This is a genomic window from Saccharothrix sp. CB00851 (assembly GCF_001905065.1).
Classification (GTDB): domain Bacteria; phylum Actinomycetota; class Actinomycetes; order Mycobacteriales; family Pseudonocardiaceae; genus Actinosynnema.
This window is the reverse complement of record NZ_LWLC01000027.1, coordinates 139,300-165,319: the sequence shown is the minus strand read 5'-3', so window position 1 is coordinate 165,319 and position 26,020 is coordinate 139,300. Positions and strand designations below refer to the sequence as shown.

The window sequence follows — 26,020 nt, the reverse complement described above, 5'->3', positions numbered from 1 at the left end:
CCGTGGTCACCTTCTCCCTCCGCGTGCCCAAGCAGGGCAACACAGTGCGCGAGTGCGAGGACGCCTCCCGCGTCCTGACCGACGGGCCGGTGTGCGTGGCCGTGGCCGACGGCGCGTCGGAGAGCCTGCTCGCCGGAGAGTGGGCGGACCTGTTGGCGCGCACGCTCACCGAGGCCGCGCGGGACGACGACTGCGTGCTGCGCGACGTCGACAGCTTCGCCTCGGCGCTGGTGCGTGCCGGGGAGGCGTGGAGCGGGTGGCTCGCCGACTACGTGGCCACGCGAGAGGCCGACGGCCGTCCGATCGCCTGGTACGAACAGCCCAAGCTGGACCGGGGCCCGCACGCCGCCGTGGTCGCCGCGCGGTTCGACACCGATCCGTCTGGCGTCACCCAGTGGGATGTCGCCGCCTTGGGTGACAGCTGCCTGTTCCACACCCGCGGCGGCCGGCTGCTGCACGCGTTCCCGATCGAGTCGGCGGAGGCGTTCCACAACTCGCCGGGGCTGGTCAACGCGTTCGACCGCGACCACGCCCTGCTCGCGCGGCACGTGCGGACGTTGTCGGGCACCGCCGAGCCCGGTGACCGGTTCTTCCTCGGTACGGACGCGCTCGCCGCGTGGTTCCTGCGGGCGGCGGACCGCGGTGACCGACCGTGGGACGTCCTGGCGGACTTCACCCGGTCCAGCGATGGATTCACGGAGTGGGTGGCGCGGGCACGGGCGGAGGGGTTGATGCGCAATGACGACGTCACCGTCGTTCTTGTCGACCTCGGGTGACGAGCCCACGCGCCCTTTCCCGTCCGGTGCGACCTACGTGGAGGCATTGCAGGACACCGCGCTGTGCTTCCGCGGCACCGACCTCGCCGGTGCCGACGTGCGGGTGGACGCGTTGGGCAGGCCGCGGGCGATCTCGGGCAACTTCGCGAGCGTCTTCTCGGTGACGGTCGCCGACGGCACCCGTTACGCGATCAAGTGCTTCACCCGCGAGGCGTCGGAGCAGGCCGCCCGCTACCGCGCCGTCGGCGAGCACTTGGCGGATCGGGACGACGACTGGGCCGTCGGCTTCGACTACCTCGCCCACGGCATCCTCGTGGAGGGCGCCTGGTACCCGGTGTTGCGGATGGAGTGGGTGGAGTCGGTCAACCTGCTGCGCTGGCTCGACCGGCACGTGGACGACTCCGGTGCCGTGGCCGCCCTCGCCGACCGGTTCGCGCGGCTGGTCGACCGGCTCGCCGCGGCGGGGGTCGGGCACGGCGACCTGCAGCACGGCAACCTCCTGGTCACCGACGACGGCTCGCTGAAGCTGGTCGACTACGACGGCGTGTACGTGCCGGCGCTGGCCGGGCTGCCCGCGGCCGAGACCGGGCACCGCAACTACCAGTCGCCGGACCGCACCGCGGCCGACTTCGGCCCGGAGGTCGACCGGTTCTCGGCGTGGGTCGTCTACCTGTCGCTGGTGGCCCTGGCGACCGATCCCTCGCTGTGGCAGCAGCTGCGCGACGAGGACGCCGAGCACCTGCTGCTGGCCGAGTCCGACTTCGCCGACCCGGCGGGCTCGTTCCGCCTGGCCACCCTGACCGGTCACCCCGACCCACGCGTGCGCGGGCTCGCCGAGCGCTTCGCGGGGATCCTGCTCCACCACCGCGCCGCTCCCCCGCCGCTCGAACCGCTCGGCGGCGTGGAGCTATCCGACCGCGTGGAGCTATCCGGTGACACGGCGCCGGCCGCCCCCGGCCTGCCGTCGTGGTTGGCGGAACGCCTCGAACCGCACATGCCCGCGCCACCGCCCCTGGTGCGGTTCAGCCACCGCTCCCCCGCCTTGGCCGCGCTGACGTGGGCGCTGGCGGTGCTGCTGCCGTTCGGCGTGCCGGCGGCAATCTTCCTGGAGGAGGCGGTGGCCGTCGCCGACGTGGCGGCGGTGCTGGCGTGGACGGCGTTCACCGCGGCGGGCTACCGGCGCCAACCCGAACGTGAACGCGCCCGTGCCGCGCGGGCCGAGCGGAACCGGCTCGTGGACGCCAGGCAAGCCGCCGAGGCCGAAGCCGCACGGGTCGACCAGGTCACCCGGCAGGTCGCCGAGGCCGCGGCACAGGCCAAGGCCGAGCAGGACCTCCGCCGTCGGGCGCTGCGGGACCGGCACGACGAACGCCTCCGCACGCACCAGCGGGCCGTCAAGCAGCGGCTGGACCGGATCGACCGCGAGCGGCAGAGCTCGCTGGCCCGGCTGCACCTGGACGAGCAGCGGTTGCTGGTGCGGCGGCAGAAGGCGCACCTGCGGGAGGAACTGGCGAAGTTCCGCCTCGCGACCGCCGGCGTCGAAGGGGTGGGACCGACGCAGGTCGCCAACCTCGCGGCGGTCGGCCTGCGCACCGCGGCCGACTTCGTCGGCGTCCGCTACGAGGTCGACGGCCCCGACCGCGTGGCGGTGTTCGTGCTGGTCGACGGGCGTGGCGTGAGCGCGGCCGGTGTCGGCGAGGTGTCCGCCTTGCTCATCGACCAGTGGCGGGAACGCCTCACCGCCGACGTCGAGACCAGCCAGCCCACCACGGTGACGCCCGTGGAGCAACAGGCGTTGCGAACCCGGTTCGCCGAGGAACGGGCCCGCCTCGACAACGAGCACCAGCGGGTGCTGGCGGACGCCGAGGTGGCGATCCGCGAACTCCGTGCGACCCAGCGCTCCGAACAACTCGCGCTGGCGGAGGAGATGAAGACCGCCAACACGGTCACCGCCCACACCCGCGTGGACCACGACCGCGCGGTCGCCGAAGCCGCCGTGCGCCTCGAACGCGCCCAGCGCGCCGCCGCCGAAGGCATCACGCGGGCCAACGCGTTCCGCCCCATCACCTACCGCGGTTACCTGCGCCACCTGCTCACCGGCAAGGACTGAGCACACCTCACGGCTCTTCGGCCGCCGTTCGCGCGGCATTCGCCAAGTGAGACCGCGAACTGAACCGGCACGCCCGGATTCATTGACATGTTTCGACGCACTACTCGAAACTTTAGGCCAACGGTATCGACAGCTTTCGGTGTTGCCGTCTCCACACCACCCAGACTCAAAGGAGAGCCCTGGTGATCATCAGTTCAGGCCGCTTGAAAGTGCGTTCGGCGGTGCTCATGTTCGCGGTCGCGGTGTTGGCGCTGGCCGGGACGCTGACGGCGGTGGCGCGGTCCACGACCGCGAGCGCCGCGGTGGGTGATGTCGTGGCGTTGGCGGGTGTCGAGGACGACGGCGCCGACTGTCCGGTGAGCCCGCCGGGTTCGTTCCCGTCGAACTCGCGCCTGCCCGATCCGTTCACCAGGCTCAACGGTGCGCGGATCACGTCGAAGTCGGACTGGCGCTGCCGCCGGGCCGAGATCCGGGAACTGGCCGAGCGGCACGTCTACGGCGACAAGCCGGCCAAGCCGTCCAGCGTGACGGGCACGGTGTCGAGCAGCAACATCACGGTCAACGTCTCCCACAACGGCCGCAGCTCCAGCTTCTCCGCGAGCGTGTCGCTGCCCAGCGGCACCGGCCCGTTCCCGGCGGTCGTCGTCTACGGCGGTTTCGGCGCGGACACCGCCGCGATCCGGGCCGCGGGCGCCGCGGTCGTCAACTTCGACCCCTACACCGTCGGCCGTGAGGGCACGCCCCGCAACAACAAGCAGGGCGCGTTCTACAGCGTCTACGGCAACACCAGCAGCACCGGCCTGCTCATGGCCTGGGCCTGGGGCGTCTCCCGGATCATCGACGTGATCGAAGCCTCGGGCGGCACCATCCTGCGCGCCGACGTGGGCGTCACCGGCTGCTCCCGCTTCGGCAAGGGCGCCTTCGCCGCGGGCGTGTTCGACCAGCGCGTCGGCCTGACCATGCCGATCGAGTCCGGCACCGCCGGCGTCCCGATCCACCGCGGCATCCCCGGCGAGGGCGCGCAGTCGCTGTCCAGCGCCTACGGCGAACAGCCGTGGTTCGGCGACGCGTTCAGCCCCTACACCGGCAACCCCAACAGCGCACCCATCGACACCCACCAACTCGTCGCCATGGTCGCCCCACGCGGCCTGCTCATCCTCGACAACCCCCACATCGCCAACCTCGGCCCCCGCTCCGCGAGCGTGGCCGCACTCGGCGGCGCCGAGGTCTACAAGGCGTTGGGCGCGGGCACCAACATCACCTACCACTCCAACGTCTCCGACGGCACCCACTGCGCCAACCGCTCCGAATGGCGCACCCACATCACCCAAACCATCCAGAAATACCTCGCCAAAACCGGCAGCCACAACGGCACCATCACCATGCACACCAAAGCCACCGGCAACCTCTCCCAGTGGCGCGACTGGACCACCCCCACCCTGACCGACAGCCCCACCACCACGACCACCACCACCGGCAACACAACCACCACCACCACCACGACGTCGCAGCAGCCCGGTGGCTGCACGGCGAGCGTGTCGCTGAACCAGTGGACCGGCGGGTTCGTGGCCACGGTCAAGGTCACCGCGGGCTCCACGCCGCTCAACGGCTGGACGGTCGCCATGACCCTGCCCTCCGGCGCCACCATCACCAACGCGTGGAACGTCAACCGCAGCGGCAACACCGGTGCGGTGAACTTCACCAACGTCAGCTTCAACGGCAACGTCGCCGCCGGCCAGTCGACCGAGTTCGGCTACCAGGCCACCGGCAGCGGCGCCGGCATGACGCCCACCTGCGCCGCCAGGTAGTCGTCCCCCGCCCTTCGAGCCCGGTGCGCAGGTCACGAGCCCGCGCACCGGGCCCGAGCCAGGTCTCACCGCGGTACCGGGATGACAGCGGGGCGTGGGAGCGTTCACCCTGGTGGACATCCATCGAGACCGAGAGCGGAGCGACCACATGGCTACCGTGACCGAGAAGGCCGTCCTCGCGGGCGGGTGTTTCTGGGGCATGCAGGATCTGTTCCGCCGTCACCCCGGCGTCGTCTCCACCCGCGTCGGATACAGCGGCGGCGACGTCACCAACGCGACCTACTACAACCACGGCAGCCACGCCGAGGCGATCGAGGTCGTGTTCGACCCGGCGCAGCTGAGCTACCGGCAGATCCTGGAGTTCTTCTTCCAGGTCCACGACCCGACGACCCGCAACCGCCAGGGCAACGACATCGGCACCAGCTACCGCTCGGCGATCTTCTACACCGACGACGAGCAGAAGCGGGTCGCGGAGGCGACGATCGCCGACGTGGACGCGTCCGGCAAGTGGCCGGGCAAGGTCGTCACCGAGGTCGCCCAGCTCGGCGACTTCTGGGAGGCCGAGCCGGAGCACCAGGACTACCTGGAGCGTTACCCGAACGGGTACACCTGCCACTGGGTGCGACCGGACTGGCAGCTCGGCGAGCGGTGAGCACGGCCGTCGAGATCGGGGCGCCGCACGGGTCACCGGTGCACGCCCACGAGGGACGGCCCGGCGACGGACCACGGCCCGAGCCCGCCTGGCGCGACCACGTCGTGGTCCGGGCGGGCCGGGGCCTGGTCGGCGACCGCGGCGACCACCGGCCCGCGCACCTCACGGCCGCCCGCTCCGCCTCGGTCGCGCCGCGCTGACCACCTGACCGGCCCCGGCCGAACCGCGACCGCCGCCCGCCTGACCCTCTTCCTGGAGGCGGCCCACACGCCCGAACTACAGGAGGCCCTGTCCCGTGGGCGCGCGGCCATGGAGGCGGTCGGCGTCGTCGCGCTCGCCCGGCTCGGCGCCCGCGACCCGCAAGGTGCCGCCACCGCGCTCGCGGCCTGCTTCGAAGGCCACGTCCTGCACCGCATCGCCCGCCACGACCCGACCGACCCGCGCCCCACCTTCGAACTCCTCGTCACCGCCGCACTGCCCGGCCACCGACCCGTTTGAGGGGAGCCGTGCCCCCACGAGTGCGACATTCCGGTCACGGCTGCGGCGGACCCCCGATGATCCCCGCCACCACGTCCGCCAGCCGCTTGAGCAGCCCCGGCGAGGCCGCGTTCTTGACCACGTGGAAGGAGAACTCGGTCTTGCCGTCCTTCCGGGACACCTTGATGTCCACTTTGGTCTGCAGCCAGCCGACCAGCGCACCCAGCACGACCGCGGTCGACGCGGCGACCTCGACGCTCATCTGGTCGTCGGTCGGTGGATCGGCGAGCACCTCGCGGGCGATGCCGGCGGTGTCTTCGTCGCGCAGCACGTGGTCGAGCAGCCGTCGCCCCGCGGCGACCGGGTCGGCCGGCGCCACCGGTCCGCCGGGCCCTCCGGCGGAGGAGAACAACGCGCCGAGGAGTTCGGCCGCTTCCTGCTCGTCGGCCACCACGCGGTCGGCGTTGATCGCCTCGGTGACCTCCTGCAGCGACAGCAGCACCGAGCGGTCGTCCATCGTGGTCAACTACTACCTCCAGTCTCCGGTCAGCACCAGCGGCGCCCAGTGGTACGGGTGCGCCAGCCACGGGCGGGTTTCGTCGGTCAGGAACGCCCGCTGCGCCAGCCACAGCGCCCGCCACAGCGGCAGGCCCGACTGCCACCCGCGGTAGGTCTCGCGCAGCAGTTCGCCGGAGCTGTGCTGGTCGACGTTCCACAGGGCGGTGAGCGTAGCCGCGGCGCCGGCACCGAGCAGGGCCCGGCTCAGACCGCTGAACTCGTCGCCCGCGTGCTCGGGAGCCAACCGCCCGCTCGCGCACGCGCGCAGGGTCACCAGCCGCACCGGCTCGCGGTGCTGGGCCACGTCCGCGGCGCGCAGCACGGCGCGACGACGTTGGCGCAGTCCCAGGTCATCGGTGAACTTGGACGGCCGGTCACCGTCGTCGGCGAGCACGAGACCGGACTCCAGGTGGTCGTGCGGGTGGAGGTACCCGTGGCAGGTGAGGTGGACCAGGTCGTGCCGGGCCAGTTCCGCCAGCACCGCGGGTTTGGTGGCCGCGGCACCGCTGAGGTCGGTGACCGCCCAGCCCGCCTCGCGCAGGATCCGGGCGTCGTCTTCGAACACCTCGGGGCGCGTGTCCTCGCGAGCCGCCACGGCCGCGACCAGGGCCCGTCGCGGGCGATGGGGCGGCCTCGACAGCGCGTGGGCGAGCAGGCTGAGACTGGGCGCGTGGACGACCGCGCTGCGTTCGACCAGCCGCACACCCGTCGCGTCGGGCAGCGCGTGCACCGGCAGCAGGTGCAGCGGACCGTGCGGGACGACGCACAGCAGCGGCGTGCCACCCAGGTCCGCCGGCAGCAGTCGCGGGCCGAGGGCGTCCAGGTCGCGCAGTGACCGCCGGTGTGGCCGGCGAGGGTGGATGGGTCCCAGCGGCGGGAAGGCGCGCGGGGCGCCGTTGAACGTGCGTGCCAGGCCCTCGACCACCGCGGTGAACTCGGCCTCACCGACCGGCGCCCGGTGCACCCGCGGCTCGCCGTCGGCGGAGGACAGCGTGAAGCACGTCGTGGTCTTCCGACCGCAGAAGTACGACACCACCGTGACGCCGCCCTCCGGGGCGTGCCGGGCCAGCAGCTCGCGCACCTCGGCCAACGTCACCGGCAGGGACTGCCTCATCCGCGCGTGCTCGGGCGCGAACGGCGTCATCGCCCGGTGCACGGCCGCCAACTGCTCCGCGACGGCGTCGAGCCGGGCCAGCCGGGTCCGCAGCGCCCCGCCTTGGAGCGCCGGGAGGTCCCGCCGCAGGTCCCGGCGTTCGGCCAGCAGTTCGGCCTCCCGTCGGGCCAGGTCGGCGGGCACCGACGCGGGCGCGAGGCCGGGCAGGTCGGCCAGGCCGGCGAGGAATGAGCGCGCCCTCGCCTCCTCGTGCAAGTCGAACGCCTCCGCAACGTCCTCCCGGCTGGGCGCGGCGTGGCCCACGAGCAGGTCGATCAGCTGCTCGTGGACGTCGATGAACTCGGCGGCGATCTCACCGCTGCGGCGCTGGTCGGGCGAACGGGTCAGGTGGTTCAGCAACGACGCCCGCGCGGTGCGCAGCACGAGCAGCGCCTCGTCCCGCGGTAGCAACCGCGCGAGCCGGACCCTGGCTCGCACGCCGTCGATGAACGCGCCGCGCCGGTCCGCCTCGGCCACCACGCCCCGCAACAACTCCACGGCCTCGGCCGGATCGCCGTGCCGCTCGAGGTACGCGGCCAGCGCCAGGGAAACCTGCAACCGAACCACCCACCGCTGTGCGGCGCCCGGCGCGGCGAGCATGTCGCGCAACAGCCGCTCGTCCTCCGGGGAGGCTTGCTCGCCGACCACACGCGTCGCGTACACCGCGACCGCGGAGACCTGGTCGCCCGCGGCCATCCCGGTGGCGAACGCCATCCGGTAGAACACCGAACCGCCACCAGCCCGCTCTCTCGCCACGTCACCCAGCCCGAACAGGCTGGTCATGGCGCTGGTGGTCATCGCCCGCCCCTGCAGTTCCAGTGCTTCGGCGTAGCGGCGCGCCGCCTCTTGGAGTTCGCCCACCTCCAGGCACGCCTGCCCCAGGTTGTTCAGCGCCGCCGAGAGGTGGCCCTGGTCGTCCTGGTCGCGCACCCGCTGGTGTATCTGCCGGAAGACCCGCAATGCGGCGTGCGGTCGGCCCGCCTTGGCCAGCGACGCGGCGTAGTTGGTCCAGCTCACGAACTCGCGGTGCTGATCGCCCTGCCGGGCCGCCTCGGCGCCGGCCGACTGGTGGTCGGCCGCGCCGTACTCGTAGCGCCCGTTGTCCTCGTGCAGCAGGCCGCGCAGCGACAACAGCTCGGAGATCGCGGGGTCCCGCCACGACGCACTCTTCGGTCGTGCCCTCTCGGAGCTCGAACCGCTCGCGCAGCGCCTCGGCTCGCAAGCGGTGGAAGGCGAACCGGTCGTCGCGACGCGCGGACCACCGCTCGAACTCGGCCAACCGCGTGCGCGCCACGTCGAGCAGACCGCCGGAGGCGTGCCGCACCGCGACGCGCAACTGGTCCGCGCACTCCGCCGTGTTCCCCACCCCCAACTCTGCCCGCGCCAGGTCTACGCGAGCAGCGACCTCCCCCGGCCGCTGCGCCACCAGCCCGCGCAACACCGCCATGGCCTTGCGCTGCTCCCCCAGCAGTTCCAGGGCCACCGCGAACACGCGGACGGCGGACGGATCACCACCGGCGGCCGACTTGCCCAACCGGGTCAGCAGTTCCTGTCGGCGCCGAGGAGGGGCGGCCTGGAAGTCCTCCAGCACAGCCACCCGCGCCGGGTCCACGAGGTGGGCGTCGCACAGCGGACCCCAGCCCAATTCCGACCGCCCCATGACCCACCTCCATGACCTACCGTAGCCAATCGCGTACCGAGGAGTGATCGGACTCGTCCCGGGTCGTGGGCACACCCGGATCACAAGCCGTGGCTGCGGACGGGGCGAGGTGTCGTCGGACGGCGGACACCACCGACCGGTCACGGTGCTCGCCCGACCGTGGCGGCGGACGGCGTCACCGGCGACTGTCCGTCAGCACGGACGACCCTGCCGGATGAGTGCTTTCACCGGGCCGACTGGCGTTGCCGAAGATCAGGACCTGGCCGCGCCCGATGCCGGCACGCTCGCCCGTGCGCCACATCGGGCGGGAACGGGGGTAGGCCATGCGGTCGAGGGTGCACAGGCATCTGGCTTCGGTGGTGCCGGAGCTGTTCGAGGACCACACGCCGGTCATGTCGGTCCTCTCGGTGGCCGGGTCGCTCGGTGCGGAGGAGCAGCGCCCGGTCCTGCCGCCGGAGTTCAACTGGCGCGACTACACGATCATGCTGCTGCACGTCGCGGCCGAGATCGAGCACTCGCTGATGGTCCAGTACCTGTTCGCCGCCTACTCGATGGGCGGACCGCAGGTGCCCGACGAGCTGAGGGAGGACGTGCGCGGCTGGCAGGAGGTCGTCCTCGGCATCGCGAAGGAGGAGATGGGCCACCTCGTCACCGTGCAGAACCTGCTGACCGCGCTGGGCGGCCCGATGAACCTCGACCGCGAGGACTACCCGTGGGGCTCGGACTTCTACCCGTTCGCGTTCAACCTGCGGCCGCTGAGCGCCCAGTCCCTGGCCACGTACGTGGTCGCGGAGAGCCCCGAGACGTGGTCCGGACCCGAAGCCGACGCGATCAAGGAGGTGGCCGCCGACACCGCCGGGCAGTACGTCAACCGGGTGGGTGCGCTCTACGGCCGCATCGACGCCATCCTGAAGAACCGCGACTTCCTCCCGGACGAGGCGTTCCACGAGGACACGCTGCCGTACCAGGCGTCCTGGGACGAGTGGGGCCGCGGCTACACGCGTGGCGAACGCGGGCAGGAAGCCGGGAACGTGCCGGACGTGAAGTCGCCTGAACTGCTGGTGTTCGGCGTGTTCTCGCGCGATTCGGCGCGCAAGGCCCTGCACGAGATCGGCGAGCAGGGCGAGGCGCCGGAACTGGACGAGCAGGACGAGACGTCCCACTTCAACCGGTTCCTCGGCATCTACCGGGCCCTGACCAAGCTGCCACCCGACCAGCAGGCGCTGGTGGCGCGCCCGATCGCGCAGAACCCGGTGACGGCGCACCGGCTCAACGAGTCGACGTCGGTCGGGTTCGCCTCCGTCGAGGTGACGACCAGTCCGATCACCGACCCGGTCACGGCGCTGTGGGCCCACCTGTTCAACCTCCGCTACCGCACGCTGCTGACCGACATCGCGCACGCGTTCCGGCTGGCAGGCCCCATGGACAACGGCGGCGTGCTCACCGGGCGCGGCGCGCTGGTGCACCGGGCGTTCGCCGAGATGTACAACCTGCGCGCCGTGGCCGGGCGGCTGGTGGAGCTGCCGCTGGAGCGGGACGTGCCGGACGGGCGGCTGGCCGGGCCGCCGTTCGAGATGCCGTACAGCCTCGAACTGCCCCACCACGACCACGACTGCTGGCTGCTGCAACGCGACCTCGTGCAGGCGTCCCAGCTGCTCATCGAGCAGCTGTACGAAGCCGACTCGTCCTACGCCGAGGACCCCTACCTGATCGCGCTGCGCGAGTCCGACCGGCGGGCACTGGACCAGATCGAGCACATCCTCAGCCGCAAGGGGTGCCCGCGATGACGACCATCAAGGAGCTGCGCGTCCTGCCCCCACTGGCCATCGGCCGGCTCGGCGCGGCCACCGAGCCGATGGACAACTACACCTGCGAGGTCGACCCGGAGCAGCCGCTGGCGCCACGACAGCTGCGCCCGGCGCCGACGTTCCTGGTCGATCCCGACTCCGGCGCGATCACCGGCGCCGACACCCCGGACGAGCTGCGGTTCACCGACGGCAACGGCAAGGTCAAGCCCGTCGCGCCGTTCCTGGAGGTCTGGGCGCTCACGTCCGACGACGTGCTCCAACCCCTCACCCTCGACCTGCTGTCGGCCAACGACCTGACGCCCGACGCCGTGCAGTGGCGCGTCGAGGTCGGCAACCACAAGATCCAGCGCCGCACCTACGACGAGAACGACAAGATCGACGCCGACACCGACTGGTTCAGCGACCACGCCCCGCACGCGTTGACGGGCCTGTGCCCCAACTTCCTGGACGACCGGTTCCTGCCGCTGGGCCACGCCCGCTACCTCAAGCCGACGCCGGAGTTCCCCGGCATCCGGTTGCGCTTCACGCCCGCCGCCGGGTACGTCTACGGCTCCAAGCGCCCCACGGACGACATCGAGGACGACCCGAACGTGGTCGACTTCCTCTACGACGCCGCGAAGGGCACGTGGCGCGGACACGCGGACCGGGCGGGCGACCCCCGGCTCACCATCCCGGCCAACATCTACGCCGGTGACGACGGCCCGAACGACACCTGGGTCAGCCGGGGTTACCTGGACGACGAGTGCGACGGCCTGGTGCGCGTCAAGCTCGAAGTGGACGGCCACGTGCTGACCGCGTTCGGCCGCATCGGCGCCGGTCCGCCCGCCTACGCGCCGGACTCCATCCCGATCCGCACGATCGCCGACGAACTCGACCAGGCGCTGCTCGGGCCCCTGGTGAGCCACCAGGACACCCTGGAGCACGCCCGTGACGTGGCCGAGGAGGTGCTGCGCCGCGCCACGGAGTCGGTGCGGCTGATGAACACCGAGGTGATGAACGGCAACACGGTGGACGGGCGGATCGACGCGGCCAGCACGATGGTCCGGCAGGACACGGCCGACACCGGCCGGCTCTACGAGCCGATCATGGCGCCGTCCCTGGTGGACTCGGCCGCGGTCCTGGCCCTGCACCAGAACGTGCTCGCCGCCCTGCGCAGCGGCACCGCGCCGTGGTTCGCCGACGTGCTGCGCGACTACGACGAGGTGGGCGACCTCACCGCCAAGGGCAGGCGCAAGATGCCGGCGCTGATGCGCGGCGCGGACGGGCGGTACCTGGCCTTGACCCGCCGCCAGGTGGACCTCGTGCGCCTGGCCGCCAGGCAGGAGATCTTCCGGCAGGACGACGAGTCCGGAGAGCAGCGATGAGCGACGACAGCATCGACCCGATGAACCTCACCGCGCAGCTGCACTACAACGCCGCCGGCAACCCGCCCAGCACGTTGCCCGAGTCGGCGATCTCCAACGCCTACCCCGGCCTCGAGTTCGACATCCGCAACATCTGGCGCAGGTTGCTGGTCGGCATCGAGCTGCACGAGTCCGACAACTACGTCGTGGACGCCGACCCGGCTCACGAGAACCTCGTCGGCCGTCGGCTGCTCAGCGTCGGCGACCACGACGTCATCGGCACCGTGGTCGGCCCGATCCGCCCCGGCGCCGGGTCCGCCCCGCTGACCTCGGCGAGCAACCCCGACGGCGTGATGATGCTGGAGTGGTCGAACTCCCTGGCCGACGTGCTGGCCGACCACGTGGGCCAGACCGTGCCGTGCCTGTTCACCGTCGACCCGGCGCCGAACCCGGTCGGCAAGCCCGCGACGCTGCCCGACCCGCGGTTCCAGGTGGTGGACCTGGAGGTCAGGCCGCTGTTCGCGGGCAGCGCGGCGACCAGCGGGTACCTGCCGGTGATCGCCGAGGAGCTGGCCGGGCCGGGCGACCTGACCCGCGGCCTGTGCTCGCCCTGGCAGAACGACTACCGCGAGTGCGCCTGCTACTACTGGGCCGCCAGCCGACCGGACTACGTCAACGTCGAGGACACCGCCGCGGGCACCACCACCGGCAACCACTGGTTCGCCATCCACCGCGAGCCGCGCGAGTACGTGCTGGACAACCGGTTCGACTCGCGGTTGGTCAGCTACGACGACCTGTTCCAGGACTGGCAGGGCAGGCTGCGGTTCATCGTGGGCGGAAACGACGCGCCCGAGTACCGCGACGCGGAGACCGAGTCGAAGGACGACGGCCGGTGAGCACCCTGTTCGAGGCGTCCGCCCCCGTCCACCCCGACGTCCACCTCCTGCACACCGACGCCGGGCCGCGCGTGCTGCTCGCCAACGGCAGCCGCCTGTTCGGTGTCGCCCAAGCCCTCTTCGACCGGGTCGACGCCGCCCGCCGCGACCCCGACCCGCGGGTGCTGGACGCGCTCCTGGCCGACGTCGGGCTGGACGCGCCGCGGCAGGTCGACGACCTGGCGCCCGACCCGCCGCCGGTGCGTGCGCTGTCGCTGGCCGTCGCCCAGAAGTGCAACCTCGGCTGCACGTACTGCTACGCCCAGCAAGGCGACTTCGGCGGACCGGCCAAGAACATGCCGGAAGCGACCGCGTTCGCCGCCGTCGACACGCTGTTCCGCGACGCCGCCCCCGGCGAACGGGTCAACCTCGCGTTCCTCGGCGGCGAGCCGATGATCAACCGACCGGTCGTGCGTTCGGCGACCGAGTACGCCGTCACCGTGTCCGAGCGGACCGGCATCCCGGTCACGTTCTCCATCACCACCAACGGCACCCTGCTCACCCCCGAGGACGGCGAGTTCTTCGAGGCGCACGGCTTCGCGGTCACGGTCAGCCTCGACGGCATCGGCGCACGCCACGACCTGCTGCGACCCCACCGCGACGGCCGGGGCAGCTACCGAAGGGTGATGGACCGGGTCGCGCCCCTGTTGGCGATGCAGCGGCGGATGCAGGTCTCGGCCCGCGTCACGGTCACCCCGCTCAACCTCGACCTGCCGCGCACGCTGGACGAGTTCACCGCCGCCGGTTTCCACGGCGTCGGCTTCTCACCCATGCTCAGCTCGCCCACCGGGCAGGGCGAGATGGCGTCGGCGGACCTCCAGGTGATGTTGGACCAGATGACCGAGTGCGGCGAGGAGTTCGTCCGCCGGGTCCTGGCCGGGCGGCGCTACCCGTTCACCAACCTGGTCACCGCCCTGCGCGAGATCCACCGCGGCACGCACCGGCCCTACCCGTGCGGCGCGGGCGCGGGCTACCTGGGCGTGTCGGCCGACGGCGACCTGGCGGCGTGCCACCGGTTCGTCGGCGACGAAGACGGCGCCATGGGCGACCTGACCGGCGGCGTGGACGACGTCAAGCGCGCCCGCTGGCTCACCGACCGGCACGTGCACCGACAGGAGCCGTGCAACGGCTGCTGGGCCAGGTACCTGTGCGGCGGCGGCTGCCACCACGAGGTGATCCGGCGCGGCAGGCCCGCGTGCGACTACATCCGCGGCTGGTTGCACCACTGCCTGTCGGTCTACAGCCGCGTGCTCGCGGCACGTCCGGATTACTTCACCGGATGACCGCTGTCGACGTCGGCGTGATCGGCGGTGGTCCGGCGGGCTCGCTGTGCGCCCTGCGCCTGGCCCGCCTCGGCCACCGCGTCGTGCTGGTGGAGCGGCGCCCGTTCCCCCGTCCGCACGTGGGCGAGGCGCTGTCTCCCGGTGTCCGGCCGCTGCTGGACGTCCTCGACCTCGGGCACGCTCTGGACGGTGCCCTGCCATCCCAGGGCACCCTGGTGCGCTGGGAGGACACCACGACCCACCTGGTCCCGCCCGACCCGCGTGCCGTCACCGTCGACCGGGGCCGGTTCGACCACGCCCTGTTGGCCGCCGCACGGGCCGCCGGTGTCGAGGTCCGGCAACCGGCGCGTGCCGGGCGTCCTCGCCGTGTCGCGTCCGGCTGGGAGATCCCGTTGCGCCACGACACGCTGCACGCGCGGTTCCTGGTCGACGCGAGCGGACGGCGCCGCGTCTCGGGCGGCACGACCACCGCCGCCGGTCCCCGGACCCTCGCCCTCCACGCCGTCTGGCCGGGCACCGGTCCCACCAGGATCGGCACCGGACCGCGGACCTGGTGCTGGGGCGCGTCCCTGCCCGGGGGCGGGTTCCGCGCCATGGCGTTCCTCGACCCCGAACACCTTCACCGCGCCGACCCGCACCGCCTCCTGCACCACCTGCTCGACTCGACGGGCCTGTTCACCGACCGACCGTCCACGCTCGACGTGGCCGTCTGCGACGCCACCAGCTACCGCGCCGACTCCCCCGCGACCGACGACTGCGTCAAGGTGGGCGAGGCGGCGTTCACACTCGACCCGCTGACGTCGTCCGGCGTGGACAGCGCGCTGCACAGCGCCATGGCCGCCGCGGTCACCGTCCACACCGTCCTCACGGACGGCGACCGGGCCGCCGCCCTCGCCTTCTTCCGCGACAGCCGGGACCGGACCACGGCCCGGCACACCACCTGGACCGCCGCGCACTACGACCGCCACCGGCCTCACCGCGACCAGCCGTTCTGGCGCCGCCGGGCCGCACGACCGCCCGACACCCGGCCGCCCCGACCACTGACCACCGACGACCTGCACCGGCCCGTGCGGCTGTCCGCCGACGCCGCCGTCGTGCCGACCCCGTGCCCGGTGGGTGACGTCGTCACGGTGCGCCGCGCCCTCACCCACCCGACCCTGGCCACCCCGATCGCGCACGTCGGCGCCACCGAACTCGCGCCGCTGCTCGACTGCCTGGACCACACCGCCTCGCTCGCCGACCTGCTCCGCGCCTGGTCCGCGCACCTGCCGGCGCACCAGGCCGAGGCGACGGCGAGGTGGCTGTTCGAACAGGGCCTGCTGGTCACCGCCTGAACCCGCGGGTCAGGTGTCGAGCAGGGCCTTGGCGTCCAACCGACCCCACCCGAACCGGGGGTTCCAGACCCGGCCCGTGCCCGCGTCACGGCGTGAGCTGATCCGCAGCCGCTGCTGGACGTCCTCGGGCGTCAGCCGGGGTTCGCGTTGCAGCAGCAAGGCGATCAGCCCGGCCACGAAGGGCGTGGCCATGCTGGTTCCCTGGATGGTCACGTACTTCCCGCTGGGGTGCAGGCGGGACGCCAGGCGCGGGTTGTGGGCGAACTCGGAGTCCGCGGCCAGCGCGGCGGTCACGACCTGGCCCGGCGCCGCGACGTCCGGCTTCTGCACACCCACCCGGGTCGGGCCGTGGCTGGAGAACGCCGACAACGCGCCCACGGTCAGGCCGGGCACCGTCCCGACACCGTCCGGGCCCTCGAACTTCGCCCGGCTGACCAGCGAGCCGACCGCGATGGCCCGCTCCTCCGTCGCCGGGATGCCCAGGCTGAAACCGTCCGACCGCGGGAAGACCAGCCGCCCGCCCTGCGTCGCGGTGGCCCACGCGTGCACCTCGCCGTGCACGACGTCCAGCGGCCGGACCCGGATCGACCAGACCTCGCCCACCGTGCCCGCGATCAGCACGGTCAGGTTCTGGTCCCGGTTGAGCGGGTTCTCCACGAACTCGGCCAGGAACGGGCCGTGCGGCGTGGACGTCTCCTCGCCGTCCGGCACGAACCGCTGCCCGCTCGGCGTCTCGACGAACAGGTCCACTTCGTCGCCGCGCGGGATCCACACGTCGCACAGCAGCACGCCGTCGTCCACGACCTTGACCGGGATCACCAGGTCCTGACCGGGCACGAGCCTGCCTTCCGCGTGGACGCCGTCGTCGCCCTCGTTGCCCGCCGCCACCACGACGATCCGACCGGGACCGGACGCCTGCGCGATCTCGTTCTCCAACGCCGACGTGCCGTCGTGCGCGCCCCAGTGCCCACCGAGGCTCATGCTGACCACCGCGGGCCGGTCACCGGCGACCTCGAACGCCTGCCGGATGCCCTCGATCAGGTGCTCGTCCAACAGCGGCTCGCTGCGCACACCCATCAACGACGCACCGGGCGCGACACCCCGGAACCGCCGGTCCGGCAACGCGAACCCGTTGCCCGCCGCGATCGACGCGCAGTGCGTCCCGTGCCCACCCGGGTCACCGACCGGGATGACCGGGCCACCTCTCAACGCCTTGTCGATCGCCTCCGCGTCGAACACCTCGTACGTCGACACGTCGGCGTCGTCGGCCCGGTGCGCGAACAGGAACCGCTCCAGCCGGGTCGCGCCGTCCTCGTCGCGGAAGTCCGGGTGCGCCCAGTCGACCCCGCTGTCGATCACCGCCAACAGCACGCCGTCCCCGGTCAACCCGCTGTGCTCGGGCAGCGCCAGCGCCGCGTCGAGGTTCGTCGCCTCACCCCGCGCGAAGTCCATCCGCGCGAACATCTCCTTCGGCGCCTCCGCCCGCCGCAACCACGGCTGACCGTCCAACCGGGACAGCTCGGCGACCGGCACGTTCGCGATCACCACCGCGTTGCCCGACGACCGCGCATCCGCCGGCGCGGACACCACCCGACCCCCGACAGCGGCCAACCACTCACCCGCCTCCGCCACCGCGTCCGACCGGACCACCAACTTGACCGACGTCTGCTCGGGCGCCACACCCCGCGCCGTCCGCCCGGCCACGTCCAGCGACCGCGCCACAACACCCCGCTCAGCCGGCGGCCGCCGACTCGCGAACGCCGCCGCCCCCCGCAACCTCGCGTCCAGCACCGTGTCCCGCCTGGGCTCCATGACCCGCCCCTTCAGTTGCCCTGAAGCGACCTGAGCGTCCGGGGCGCTTCCACGGCCAGCACCCAGGTCTCCCGACCGATCATGCGCAGCACCTCGGGCGACACGTTGCCGATCACCGACCCGGCCCCGCTGCTCACGACCTCCATGCCGATCGCGACCAACCGGTCCGCCGCCTGCCGCGGATCCGTACCACCGCGGAACCGCACGATCGCACTGCGACGATCATCCGGCCCGGCAGCCCGACCCCACCGCTCCAACTCCGGAGCCACCACCACTCGCCTCGGCTCCATGTCGGCAGGCCACCTCCAGGCACTTGCACCTCTGTTCGGTCTATCCACCACCTCACCGAACGCGTTACGACCCGTTGCTGCACTCTGCCCAGTCGCGACCATCCCAGGGTCGTGACGCCTCCACCCACGCCTCCCCGCCGCCGGGCCGGCCGTTTTCTCCGGCTAACGTGAGAAATGCGATTTAGGTTGTCAAAGGTTGCATCTATCGCCCAATCGAGCGACACCCCAACGGACCCGCCACCCGACCGCAGAGGCCCTCGACCGCGGCCACAACGGACCCGCAGCCAACCCGCGGAGGCCCGATTTTACGTGGGGTTCGGGTGCTTTAGGCTGGTCGAAGCCGGGCAGGCCTGGCGGGCGCTTTATCCGCCAGGCCTGCCCGGCTTTGGCCTGCCTGGAGTGCCCGAAAGGGGCCCCATGTCAAATCGAGCCGGACTCAACAACCCACCCGCTGAACCACTCGACCGGCCTGTCGAACACCGTCGCCCCCAGCCGAGACACCGTTTCCGATCAACTGGAGGTGGCCGGGCGGCCAGGCGGCCAAGTAGCTTCTGGGCGTGTCGGAACGGGACGAGGTCATCGCCGGGCGGTATCGGCTGGTGGAGTTGGTCGGGCGCGGTGCGGCCGGGGTCGTCTGGCGGGCGCGGGACGAGCGCCTGGGGCGGTCCGTGGCGGTCAAGCTGCTCAGCGCGGCCGACTCACCCGCCGCGGTGGAGCGGATCGTGCGGGAGGGGCGGGTCGCCGCCCGCCTGCGGCACCCGCACGCGGTCACCGTGCACGACGTCGTCGAGCACGGCGGCAAGCCCTGCCTGATCATGGAGTACCTGCCCTCGCGAACCCTGGCCGAGCTGGTCGACGAACGCGGACCGCTGCCGGAAGAGCTGGTGGCGGGCGTCGGGTGGCAGGTGGCGTCCGCGCTCGCGGCGGCACACGCCGACGGCGTCGTGCACCGCGACGTCACGACCTACAACGTCCTGCTCGGCGAGGACGGCACCGCGAAGATCGCCGACTTCGGCGTCGCCCGGGCCATTGGCGAGAACACCGTGACCGACGCCCGGCTGGTCGTCGGCACGCCCGCGTTCCTCGCGCCGGAGGTGGCGGCCGGTCAGGACGCCGTGTTCGCCTCCGACGTGTACTCCCTGGGCGCGACGCTGTACGCGGCGCTGGAGGGCCACCCGCCGTTCGGCACGACCGACAACCCGTACGCCCTGCTCCGGCGGGTCGCGGACGGTGAAGTGGCGCCGATGCGGTTCGACGGCCCGCTGGGTGACGTGCTGGCCCGCGTGCTGCGCCGCGACCCGGCCGAACGTCCCACGATGGCCGAGCTGCACGCCCTGCTCGGCGCGGTCGTGGAGGGACGGCCGCTGCCGGGCGCACCGCAGAACGGCGACACCCGCCCGCTGCCCGCACAGCCTCGTGTGCCGTGGCGCCGGATCTCCCTCGTCGCCGGCGCGGTGGTGCTGGTCGCGGCCGGGATCGTGATCGGCAACTCGCTGGCCCGCCGTGACGCGGCCAGCACCGCCGAACCCGCCCCGACGACCACGACCGCGAGCACCCTCATCGAGGCCACCAGCACCACCACCATCGAGGCCACCAGCACCACCACCATCGAGGTCACCACACCGCCACCCGACTGCACGGCCCGCTTCGGGATCACCAACTCCTGGCCGGGCGGCTACCAGGCCCACGTCACCGTGCGCAACGCCGCCGGACGGGCGCTCACCACGTGGACCGTGACCTGGCCCCGACCGGAAGGCCACGCGATCAGCAACCTGTGGAACGGCATCCTCGCCGTGGACGACGACTCGGTCACCGTCACCAACGCCTCGCACAACGCCAAGCTCCCGGTGGACGGCTCCACCACGTTCGGCTTCACCGCGAACGGCTCTGGCGTCCCGGGCCCGGACCTGACCTGCACGAGCGGCTGACCGCGGGGAAAAGGGAGGTCAGACCGGCGCGGAGGCTGGTTTGCTCAACGTTCCGCGCCAGTCTGACCCAGCCAGGCCCAAGGCCGGCCTACCGTGCCGACACGCGTGCACACGGCGCGTCCGGACTACCCCGCACACCCGACCCGTACACGTCGCGCGACGGCACCCGATCCGCGGGAGACGAACCTCACCCCGTCGCCGACCACGACAGCGGCCCGGACGGCGCGCTGTGGCTCGCCCTGGAAACCGGCGCCCTCACCCGCGCTGCCCGCCCCTGATCAGCCATCGCCCGCCATCTCTCTCGCCACCTCCACCTCGCTCACCGTCGCCAACCCGTGCAGCAACGGCACGTAGACGTCGTCCACCAAAGACTCCACGGTCTCGTCGACGGCCGGGAACCCACAGGTCATCGACTCGGTGCGGATCAGGTCGAGCGGCAGCCGCAGCACCCGGGGTGGCAGGTCGACCGGCGGCAGTTCGCCCCGGCGCACGGCGTTGTCCACGATCGTGCGCACGGTCTCGGTCAGCGGCGAGGGGTTGGCCAGGCGCTCGCCGAGCAGGGCGGCGACCTCGGGGTGGCGGAACGCCTCGCCCATCACGCCCGCGACCATCTCGTTCATCATCGTGTCGGCCCGGTGGGCGATGCGGGAGAACAGCGTGTGCAGGTCACCGCGCAACGTGCCGGTGTCGGGCGGCTCGGGTTCGACCGGGAGGTGGCGGGCCCACGCGGCGAGCACCAGCTCCGCCCGACCGCTCCACCGACGGTAGATGACGGGTTTGCTCGTGCCCGCCCGGGCGGCCACCGCCTCCATGGTGAGCCGGGAGTAGCCGACTTCGCGCAGCTCGTCCCAGGCCGCGTCCAGGATGGCCTGCTCCAGCTGCGCGCCCCGTCGGCGCGACCTCGTCCCCGTCACCCTGCCCCTCACCGAGCCCTTACGCCTTTACCGACTCTTTAGATACGTTGCGTTTCTTATCGCACGGGTCTACCTTGCACATGTTAGACACGATCCGTTTCTTATGGGGGAACACCGTTGTTGAGCCGCTTGCTGCGTACCCACCTGCGGCCGTACAGACGTGCACTGACGGTCGTGCTCGTGTTACAGCTGATCGGCACCGTCGCCTCGCTGTACCTGCCGAGCCTCAACGCCGACATCATCGACTTCGGCATCGCCGCCGGCGACACCGGCTACATCCTGTCGACCGGCGGCTGGATGGTCGCCGTGTCCGTCGTCCAGATCCTCGCCTCCGTCGGCGCGGTCTACTACAGCGCCCGCATCGCGATGAGCTTCGGCCGTGACGTCCGCGCGGCCGTCTTCCACCGCGTCGGCGAGTTCTCCGCGCGCGAGGTCGCCACGCTGGGGCCGTCGTCGCTGATCACCCGGACCACCAACGACGTGCAGCAGGTCCAGTTGCTCGTGGTGATGGGCTGCACGATGCTGGTCAACGCGCCGATCATGTGCGTGGCGGGCATCGTGATGGCGCTGCGCGAGGACGTCGGCCTTTCGTGGCTGCTCGTGGTCTGCGTGCCGGCGCTGGCGATCGCGGTCGGCCTCATCGTCATCCGCATGGTCCCGCAGTTCCGGCTGATGCAGGAGCGCATCGACGAGGTCAACCGGGTGCTGCGGGAGCAGTTGGCGGGCATCCGCGTGGTGCGGGCGTTCGTCCGGGAGCGCGCGGAGACGCAGCGGTTCGCCGACGTCAACGGCGCGCTCACCGACACCGCGCTGCGCGTCGGACGGCTCCAGGCGTTGATCTTCCCGGTGGTGATGCTGCTGCTCAACGCCTCCAGCGTGGCCGTGCTGTGGTTCGGCGCGTTCCGCGTGGACAGCGGCGAAGTGCAGATCGGCGCGCTGACGGCGTTCCTGAGCTACCTGATGCAGATCCTCATGGCGGTGATGTTCGCGACCTTCATCTCGATGATGATCCCGCGTGCCGCGGTGAGCGCCGAGCGGATCAACGAGGTGCTCGAGACCGAGTCGTCGGTCCGGCCGCCGACCGCGCCGCTGCTCGAACTGCCCCGGCGGACGTCGGTGGAGTTCCGCGCCGCCGAGTTCCGCTACCCCGGCGCCGACGAGCCGGTGCTGCGCGACATCAGCTTCCGCGCCGAGGCCGGGCAGCGGACGGCGGTCATCGGCAGCACCGGCACCGGCAAGACCACCCTGCTCAACCTCGTGCCGCGGCTGATCGACGTGACCGGCGGCGGTGTGCTCGTCAACGGCGTCGACGTCCGCGAGATCGACACCGACACGCTGTGCGGGCGCATCGGGCTGGTGCCGCAGCGGCCGTACCTGTTCACCGGCACGGTGGCGTCCAACCTCCGCTACGGCAGGCCCGAGGCCACCGACGAGGAGCTGTGGGAAGCGTTGGAGATCGCGCAGGCGCGCGACTTCGTCGAGGAGATGCCCGGCGGCCTGGAGGCGGAGATCGCCCAGGGCGGCACGAACGTCTCGGGCGGCCAGCGGCAGCGGCTCTCGATCGCCCGCGCGTTGGTGCGCAAACCGGACATCTACCTGTTCGACGACGCGTTCTCGGCGCTGGACCTGTCCACCGACGCACGGCTGCGCGCCGCGCTGCGACCGCACACCCGTGACGCCGTCGTGGTGGTCGTGGCCCAGCGCGTCTCCACGATCCTGGACGCCGACCGGATCGTGGTGCTCGACGGCGGCACCGTCGTCGGCATCGGCACCCACCACGAACTGCTCGACTCCTGCCCCACCTACGTGGAGATCGTGGAGTCGCAGCTGACCTCGGAGCAGGCGGCATGAGCGCACCCACCACCAGCCGATCCGCTCCCCCGCCCCGGATGGGCGGCGGCATGCCCGGCATGGGCATGCCGATGGGCAAGGCCGAGAACTTCGGCCCGTCCGCGCGCAGGCTCGTCCGGCGGATGCACGCCGAACGGCTCGCGCTGCTCGTCGTGGTCGCGCTGGGCGTCGTCAGCGTGGCGTTCTCCGTGGCCGGCCCGAAGATCCTCGGCCAGGCCACCGACATCATCTTCAACGGCGTCCTGGGCAGGCTGCGCGGCACGCCTGGCGCGGGCATCGACTTCGGCGGCCTGGCCACCGTGCTGCTGTGGGTGATGGTCCTGTACGTCGCGGCTTCGCTGTTCGGCTGGTGGCAGGGCCGGGTGCTGAACAACGTGGTGCAGCGCTTCGTGTTCCGGCTGCGCTCCGACGTCGAGGACAAGATCCACCGGTTGCCGCTGCGCTACTTCGACGGCCGGCCGCGCGGCGAGCTGCTGTCCCGCGTCACCAACGACATCGACAACGTGTCGACCACGTTGCAGCAGACGCTGAGCCAGCTGCTCACGTCGTTGCTGACCGTCGTGGGCGTGCTGGTGATGATGCTGACGATCTCGCCGCTGTTGACGCTGATCGCGTTGCTGCTGATCCCGATCTCGGTCGTGGCGACCGGGCGGATCCGCAAGCGGTCGCAGGCGTTGTTCGTGGCGCAGTGGAAGCACACCGGCGCGTTGAACGCCCACATCGAGGAGTCGTTCACCGGCCACCAGCTGGTGAAGGTCTTCGGCAGGCAGCGCGAGGCGGAGGCGGAGTTCAAGCGCCGCAACGACGAGCTGCTCGGCTCGGCGATGGGCGCGCAGTTCGTGTCCGGGCTGATCATGCCGATGATGATGTTCCTGTCGAACGTCAGCTACGTCGCCGTGGCGGTGGTGGGCGGGCTGCGCATCACGTCGGGCTCGATGAGCCTGGGCGAGGTGCAGGCGTTCATCCACTACTCGCGTCAGTTCACCCAGCCGCTGACCCAGGTGGCGTCGATGGCGAACCTGATGCAGTCCGGGGTGGCGTCGGCCGAGCGGGTGTTCGAGCTGCTCGACGCCGAGGAGCAGGAACCGGACCCGGCGGAGGCGTCGCTGCCCGCCGAGCGACGTGGCCGGGTGGAGTTCGAGCACGTCAGCTTCTCCTACCGGCCCGAGCAGCCGCTGATCGAGGACCTGTCGCTGGTGGCCGAGCCGGGGCAGACCGTGGCGATCGTCGGCCCGACCGGCGCGGGCAAGACCACCCTGGTCAACCTGATCATGCGGTTCTACGAGCTGGACGCGGGCCGCATCACGCTCGACGGGGTGGACATCACCGCGTTGAAGCGGGAGGACCTGCGTGCTCAGACCGGCATGGTGCTGCAGGACACCTGGCTCTTCGGCGGCACGATCCGCGACAACATCGCCTACGGCAACTCCTCGGCCACCGAGGAGGAGATCATCGCCGCGGCTCGCGCCACCTACGTCGACCGGTTCGTGCGCACCTTGCCGGACGGGTACGACACCGTCATCGACGAGGAGGCGACGAACGTCAGCGCGGGAGAGAAGCAGCTGCTGACGATCGCGCGGGCGTTCCTGGCGAACCCGTCGTTGCTGATCCTGGACGAGGCGACCAGTTCGGTGGACACCCGCACGGAGTCGTTGGTGCAGCACGCCATGGCGGCCTTGCGGTCGTCGCGGACGAGCTTCGTCATCGCCCACCGGCTGTCGACCATCCGGGACGCCGACGTGATCCTGGTGATGGAGTCGGGGCGGATCGTGGAACAGGGCAGCCACGACGAGCTGATGGCCGCCGAAGGCGCCTACCACCGCCTGTACGCCGCCCAGTTCGCCGCCACCGTCTGACCGCGTGGCCTCGGCAGTGGCTTTCGGGCCACTGCCGAGGCACGTCACCTCAGTTCGAACCGTTCGGCGAAGGACGAGAGCTGGTCGCGCTGCTCGGCCGGGTCCGCGCTGGTCGCGCTCACCACGATCCGGGTGACGCCCTGCTCGGCGAACGCCTCCACCGCGTCCTCGGTCAGGTCGATCGCGCCCCACCGCGTGTACTCCAACGCCTCGGCGTCACGGCCCGCCTCGATCGCGGTCGAACGGGCGAGGTCCAACTGGAGTGCGCGTTCGTGGGGCATGAGCATGCCGCCGGGGAAGTAACCGTCGCCTCGGCGGCCGGCGCGGCGGGCGGCGGCACGACTGGAACCACCGACGTGGATCGGGAGGTGCGTGAGGCCGAGTGGTTTCGGGTAGCTGCACAGGTTCTCGAAGGCGAAGAACTCGCCCTCGAAGCTCACGCCCTGCTCGCCGCCCTCCCACAGCAACCGCAACACGTCGATCGCCTCGTCAGCTCGGCGGCCGCGCGTGCCGAAGTCCACGCCGACCGCGCTTGCCTCGCCCGGCAAGGTGCCCAGGCCCACGGTCAGCAACCGCATCCGTCCCTTGGACAGGACGTCGATGGTCGCGAGGCGCTTGGCGAGGATCACCGGGTGGTGGTAGGGCAACAGCAGTACGCCGGTACCGAGCAGGATCCGGTCCGTGGCCGCCGCGACGAACGCCAGGCAGTCGAGCGGGTCGGCGTAGGGCAGCGCGGGTGGGATCTCGTGTGTCCCGACCGTCGCACCGGGGTAGACCGCGATGTGCTCCGGCACGTAGAACGCCTCGAACCCGCACTCCTCGGCGTGCCGGGCGTAGCCGACCATGCGGTCGGGGTCGGTACCGAAGTAGGGGGTGCTGTAGCTGACGGCGAATCTCATGATCGGTGACGGTAGGCGTTGACGCCGACGTCAAGGCAAACCCGGCCCTGCCGCGCGCGGGGCGCGGCAGGGCCGGATCGTCAGCCGACCAACAGCAGCGGACGCGACGCCACAGCCACCTCCTCCGCCTCCGCGGGGAAGTCGTACAGGTCGAGCGAGCCGACCACGCCGGCCCCGTGCAGGACCTGGCGGATCAATGGGGTCACGACCACGTGGAGCCGGACGTCCCGGCTCGCCGACGACAGCACCGCCGCGCCGGCCGCCGAGAAGAACGACACCTCGCTCAGGTCGACCACCACATCACCCGCCACCACGTCCAGGTGCTCCCGCAACACCGGAGCAGTCCGTCCGTCGACACAGCCTCGCACCACCAGCACCGAGGCCGACCCCAGCCGCTTGAGCGACACGACCACATCGTCACCGGCAATCTGCAGACTCATTCCGCCCCTCGCCCATCACGGCAGTGCCCAGCACAGGAGATCACCGGCGGTCGCCGGTCACGTACCGGTTCCCTGCTTCGTCGACCGGCAAACCCTCCGCGTGCGGCATCACGCACCACGGCCGGGGTCGGGC

Annotated in this window: 21 protein-coding genes; 14 read left to right on the top strand and 7 right to left on the bottom strand. The window is 71.8% G+C overall.

Annotated features, from left to right (window positions below):
- Positions 1 to 2 precede the first annotated feature (2 nt).
- The 6 genes from A6A25_RS25905 to A6A25_RS25880 all read left to right on the top strand — a co-directional run bounded on the left by A6A25_RS25905 (position 3) and on the right by A6A25_RS25880 (position 5,844).
- A complete protein-coding gene (locus A6A25_RS25905; protein ID WP_073894220.1) occupies positions 3 to 776 on the top strand; it encodes a hypothetical protein in 774 nt (257 codons plus the stop codon).
- Positions 739 to 2,886, top strand: coding sequence for a hypothetical protein (locus A6A25_RS25900; RefSeq protein ID WP_073894218.1), 2,148 nt, complete (start codon positions 739 to 741; stop codon positions 2,884 to 2,886). Before A6A25_RS25905 ends, A6A25_RS25900 begins: the two co-directional genes overlap by 38 nt.
- 182 nt (positions 2,887 to 3,068) lie before the next feature.
- Positions 3,069 to 4,694: a glucuronyl esterase domain-containing protein gene (locus tag A6A25_RS25895; protein ID WP_073894216.1), complete on the top strand. Its 1,626-nt coding sequence runs from the start codon at positions 3,069 to 3,071 to the stop codon at positions 4,692 to 4,694.
- Between the two features lie 148 nt (positions 4,695 to 4,842).
- Positions 4,843 to 5,346 (top strand): peptide-methionine (S)-S-oxide reductase MsrA, encoded by a 504-nt coding sequence (msrA, locus tag A6A25_RS25890; RefSeq protein ID WP_073894214.1) that lies wholly within the window; start codon positions 4,843 to 4,845, stop codon positions 5,344 to 5,346.
- A complete protein-coding gene (locus A6A25_RS25885) occupies positions 5,343 to 5,546 on the top strand; it encodes a hypothetical protein (RefSeq protein WP_073894212.1) in 204 nt (67 codons plus the stop codon). The genes msrA and A6A25_RS25885 overlap by 4 nt, the downstream gene beginning before the upstream one ends.
- Positions 5,547 to 5,550: 4 nt before the next feature.
- On the top strand, positions 5,551 to 5,844 hold the full coding sequence (locus A6A25_RS25880; RefSeq protein ID WP_158073823.1) for a hypothetical protein: 294 nt from the start codon (positions 5,551 to 5,553) through the stop codon (positions 5,842 to 5,844).
- A 34-nt stretch (positions 5,845 to 5,878) separates the two neighbouring features.
- Here the strand turns inward: A6A25_RS25880 and A6A25_RS25875 are convergent, their stop codons facing one another.
- Both A6A25_RS25875 and A6A25_RS25870 read right to left on the bottom strand, forming a co-directional pair.
- Entirely contained in the window at positions 5,879 to 6,349 is a 471-nt protein-coding gene (locus A6A25_RS25875; RefSeq protein WP_143193411.1) for a hypothetical protein, read from the bottom strand.
- A gap of 3 nt (positions 6,350 to 6,352) precedes the next feature.
- Positions 6,353 to 8,665: a CHAT domain-containing protein gene (locus tag A6A25_RS25870; protein ID WP_073894207.1), complete on the bottom strand. Its 2,313-nt coding sequence runs from the start codon at positions 8,663 to 8,665 to the stop codon at positions 6,353 to 6,355.
- A gap of 864 nt (positions 8,666 to 9,529) precedes the next feature.
- Between A6A25_RS25870 and A6A25_RS25865 the strand changes: the two genes are divergently transcribed.
- The 5 genes from A6A25_RS25865 to qhpG are packed head-to-tail and all read left to right on the top strand — an operon-like array spanning position 9,530 to position 15,897.
- Positions 9,530 to 10,981, top strand: a complete 1,452-nt coding sequence (locus A6A25_RS25865) for a ferritin-like domain-containing protein (RefSeq protein WP_158073820.1) — start codon at positions 9,530 to 9,532, stop codon at positions 10,979 to 10,981.
- Complete coding sequence (locus A6A25_RS25860; protein WP_073894313.1) at positions 10,978 to 12,366, top strand: hypothetical protein; 1,389 nt, start codon at positions 10,978 to 10,980, stop codon at positions 12,364 to 12,366. Before A6A25_RS25865 ends, A6A25_RS25860 begins: the two co-directional genes overlap by 4 nt.
- Positions 12,363 to 13,241: a hypothetical protein gene (locus A6A25_RS25855; RefSeq protein WP_073894202.1), complete on the top strand. Its 879-nt coding sequence runs from the start codon at positions 12,363 to 12,365 to the stop codon at positions 13,239 to 13,241. Before A6A25_RS25860 ends, A6A25_RS25855 begins: the two co-directional genes overlap by 4 nt.
- Complete coding sequence (locus tag A6A25_RS25850) at positions 13,238 to 14,563, top strand: radical SAM/SPASM domain-containing protein (RefSeq protein ID WP_083668671.1); 1,326 nt, start codon at positions 13,238 to 13,240, stop codon at positions 14,561 to 14,563. The genes A6A25_RS25855 and A6A25_RS25850 overlap by 4 nt, the downstream gene beginning before the upstream one ends.
- Positions 14,560 to 15,897: a flavin-dependent monooxygenase QhpG gene (qhpG, locus tag A6A25_RS25845; RefSeq protein ID WP_073894199.1), complete on the top strand. Its 1,338-nt coding sequence runs from the start codon at positions 14,560 to 14,562 to the stop codon at positions 15,895 to 15,897. The genes A6A25_RS25850 and qhpG overlap by 4 nt, the downstream gene beginning before the upstream one ends.
- A 9-nt stretch (positions 15,898 to 15,906) precedes the next feature.
- Here qhpG and A6A25_RS25840 read toward each other — a convergent pair whose 3' ends face one another.
- On the bottom strand, positions 15,907 to 17,709 hold the full coding sequence (locus tag A6A25_RS25840) for a S8 family serine peptidase (protein WP_143193410.1): 1,803 nt from the start codon (positions 17,707 to 17,709) through the stop codon (positions 15,907 to 15,909).
- A gap of 11 nt (positions 17,710 to 17,720) precedes the next feature.
- Entirely contained in the window at positions 17,721 to 17,999 is a 279-nt protein-coding gene (locus A6A25_RS25835; RefSeq protein ID WP_143193409.1) for a hypothetical protein, read from the bottom strand.
- A gap of 557 nt (positions 18,000 to 18,556) precedes the next feature.
- On the opposite strand from A6A25_RS25835, the gene A6A25_RS25830 reads away from it, so the two are divergent.
- The gene (locus A6A25_RS25830) at positions 18,557 to 19,927 is read left to right on the top strand and encodes a serine/threonine-protein kinase (RefSeq protein ID WP_073894194.1); all 1,371 of its coding nucleotides are present in this window, start codon (positions 18,557 to 18,559) and stop codon (positions 19,925 to 19,927) included.
- Between the two features lie 278 nt (positions 19,928 to 20,205).
- On the opposite strand, the gene A6A25_RS25825 is transcribed toward A6A25_RS25830, so the two are convergent.
- Complete coding sequence (locus A6A25_RS25825; RefSeq protein ID WP_073894192.1) at positions 20,206 to 20,841, bottom strand: TetR/AcrR family transcriptional regulator; 636 nt, start codon at positions 20,839 to 20,841, stop codon at positions 20,206 to 20,208.
- Positions 20,842 to 20,958: 117 nt separating this feature from the next.
- Between A6A25_RS25825 and A6A25_RS25820 the strand changes: the two genes are divergently transcribed.
- On the top strand, positions 20,959 to 22,692 hold the full coding sequence (locus A6A25_RS25820) for an ABC transporter ATP-binding protein (protein ID WP_073894189.1): 1,734 nt from the start codon (positions 20,959 to 20,961) through the stop codon (positions 22,690 to 22,692).
- A complete protein-coding gene (locus A6A25_RS25815) occupies positions 22,689 to 24,548 on the top strand; it encodes an ABC transporter ATP-binding protein (protein ID WP_073894185.1) in 1,860 nt (619 codons plus the stop codon). Before A6A25_RS25820 ends, A6A25_RS25815 begins: the two co-directional genes overlap by 4 nt.
- 44 nt (positions 24,549 to 24,592) lie before the next feature.
- On the opposite strand, the gene A6A25_RS25810 is transcribed toward A6A25_RS25815, so the two are convergent.
- Entirely contained in the window at positions 24,593 to 25,447 is an 855-nt protein-coding gene (locus A6A25_RS25810; protein WP_073894182.1) for a TIGR03619 family F420-dependent LLM class oxidoreductase, read from the bottom strand.
- Positions 25,448 to 25,527: 80 nt separating this feature from the next.
- The gene (locus A6A25_RS25805) at positions 25,528 to 25,887 is read right to left on the bottom strand and encodes an STAS domain-containing protein (protein WP_143193408.1); all 360 of its coding nucleotides are present in this window, start codon (positions 25,885 to 25,887) and stop codon (positions 25,528 to 25,530) included.
- Positions 25,888 to 26,020: the final 133 nt, after the last annotated feature.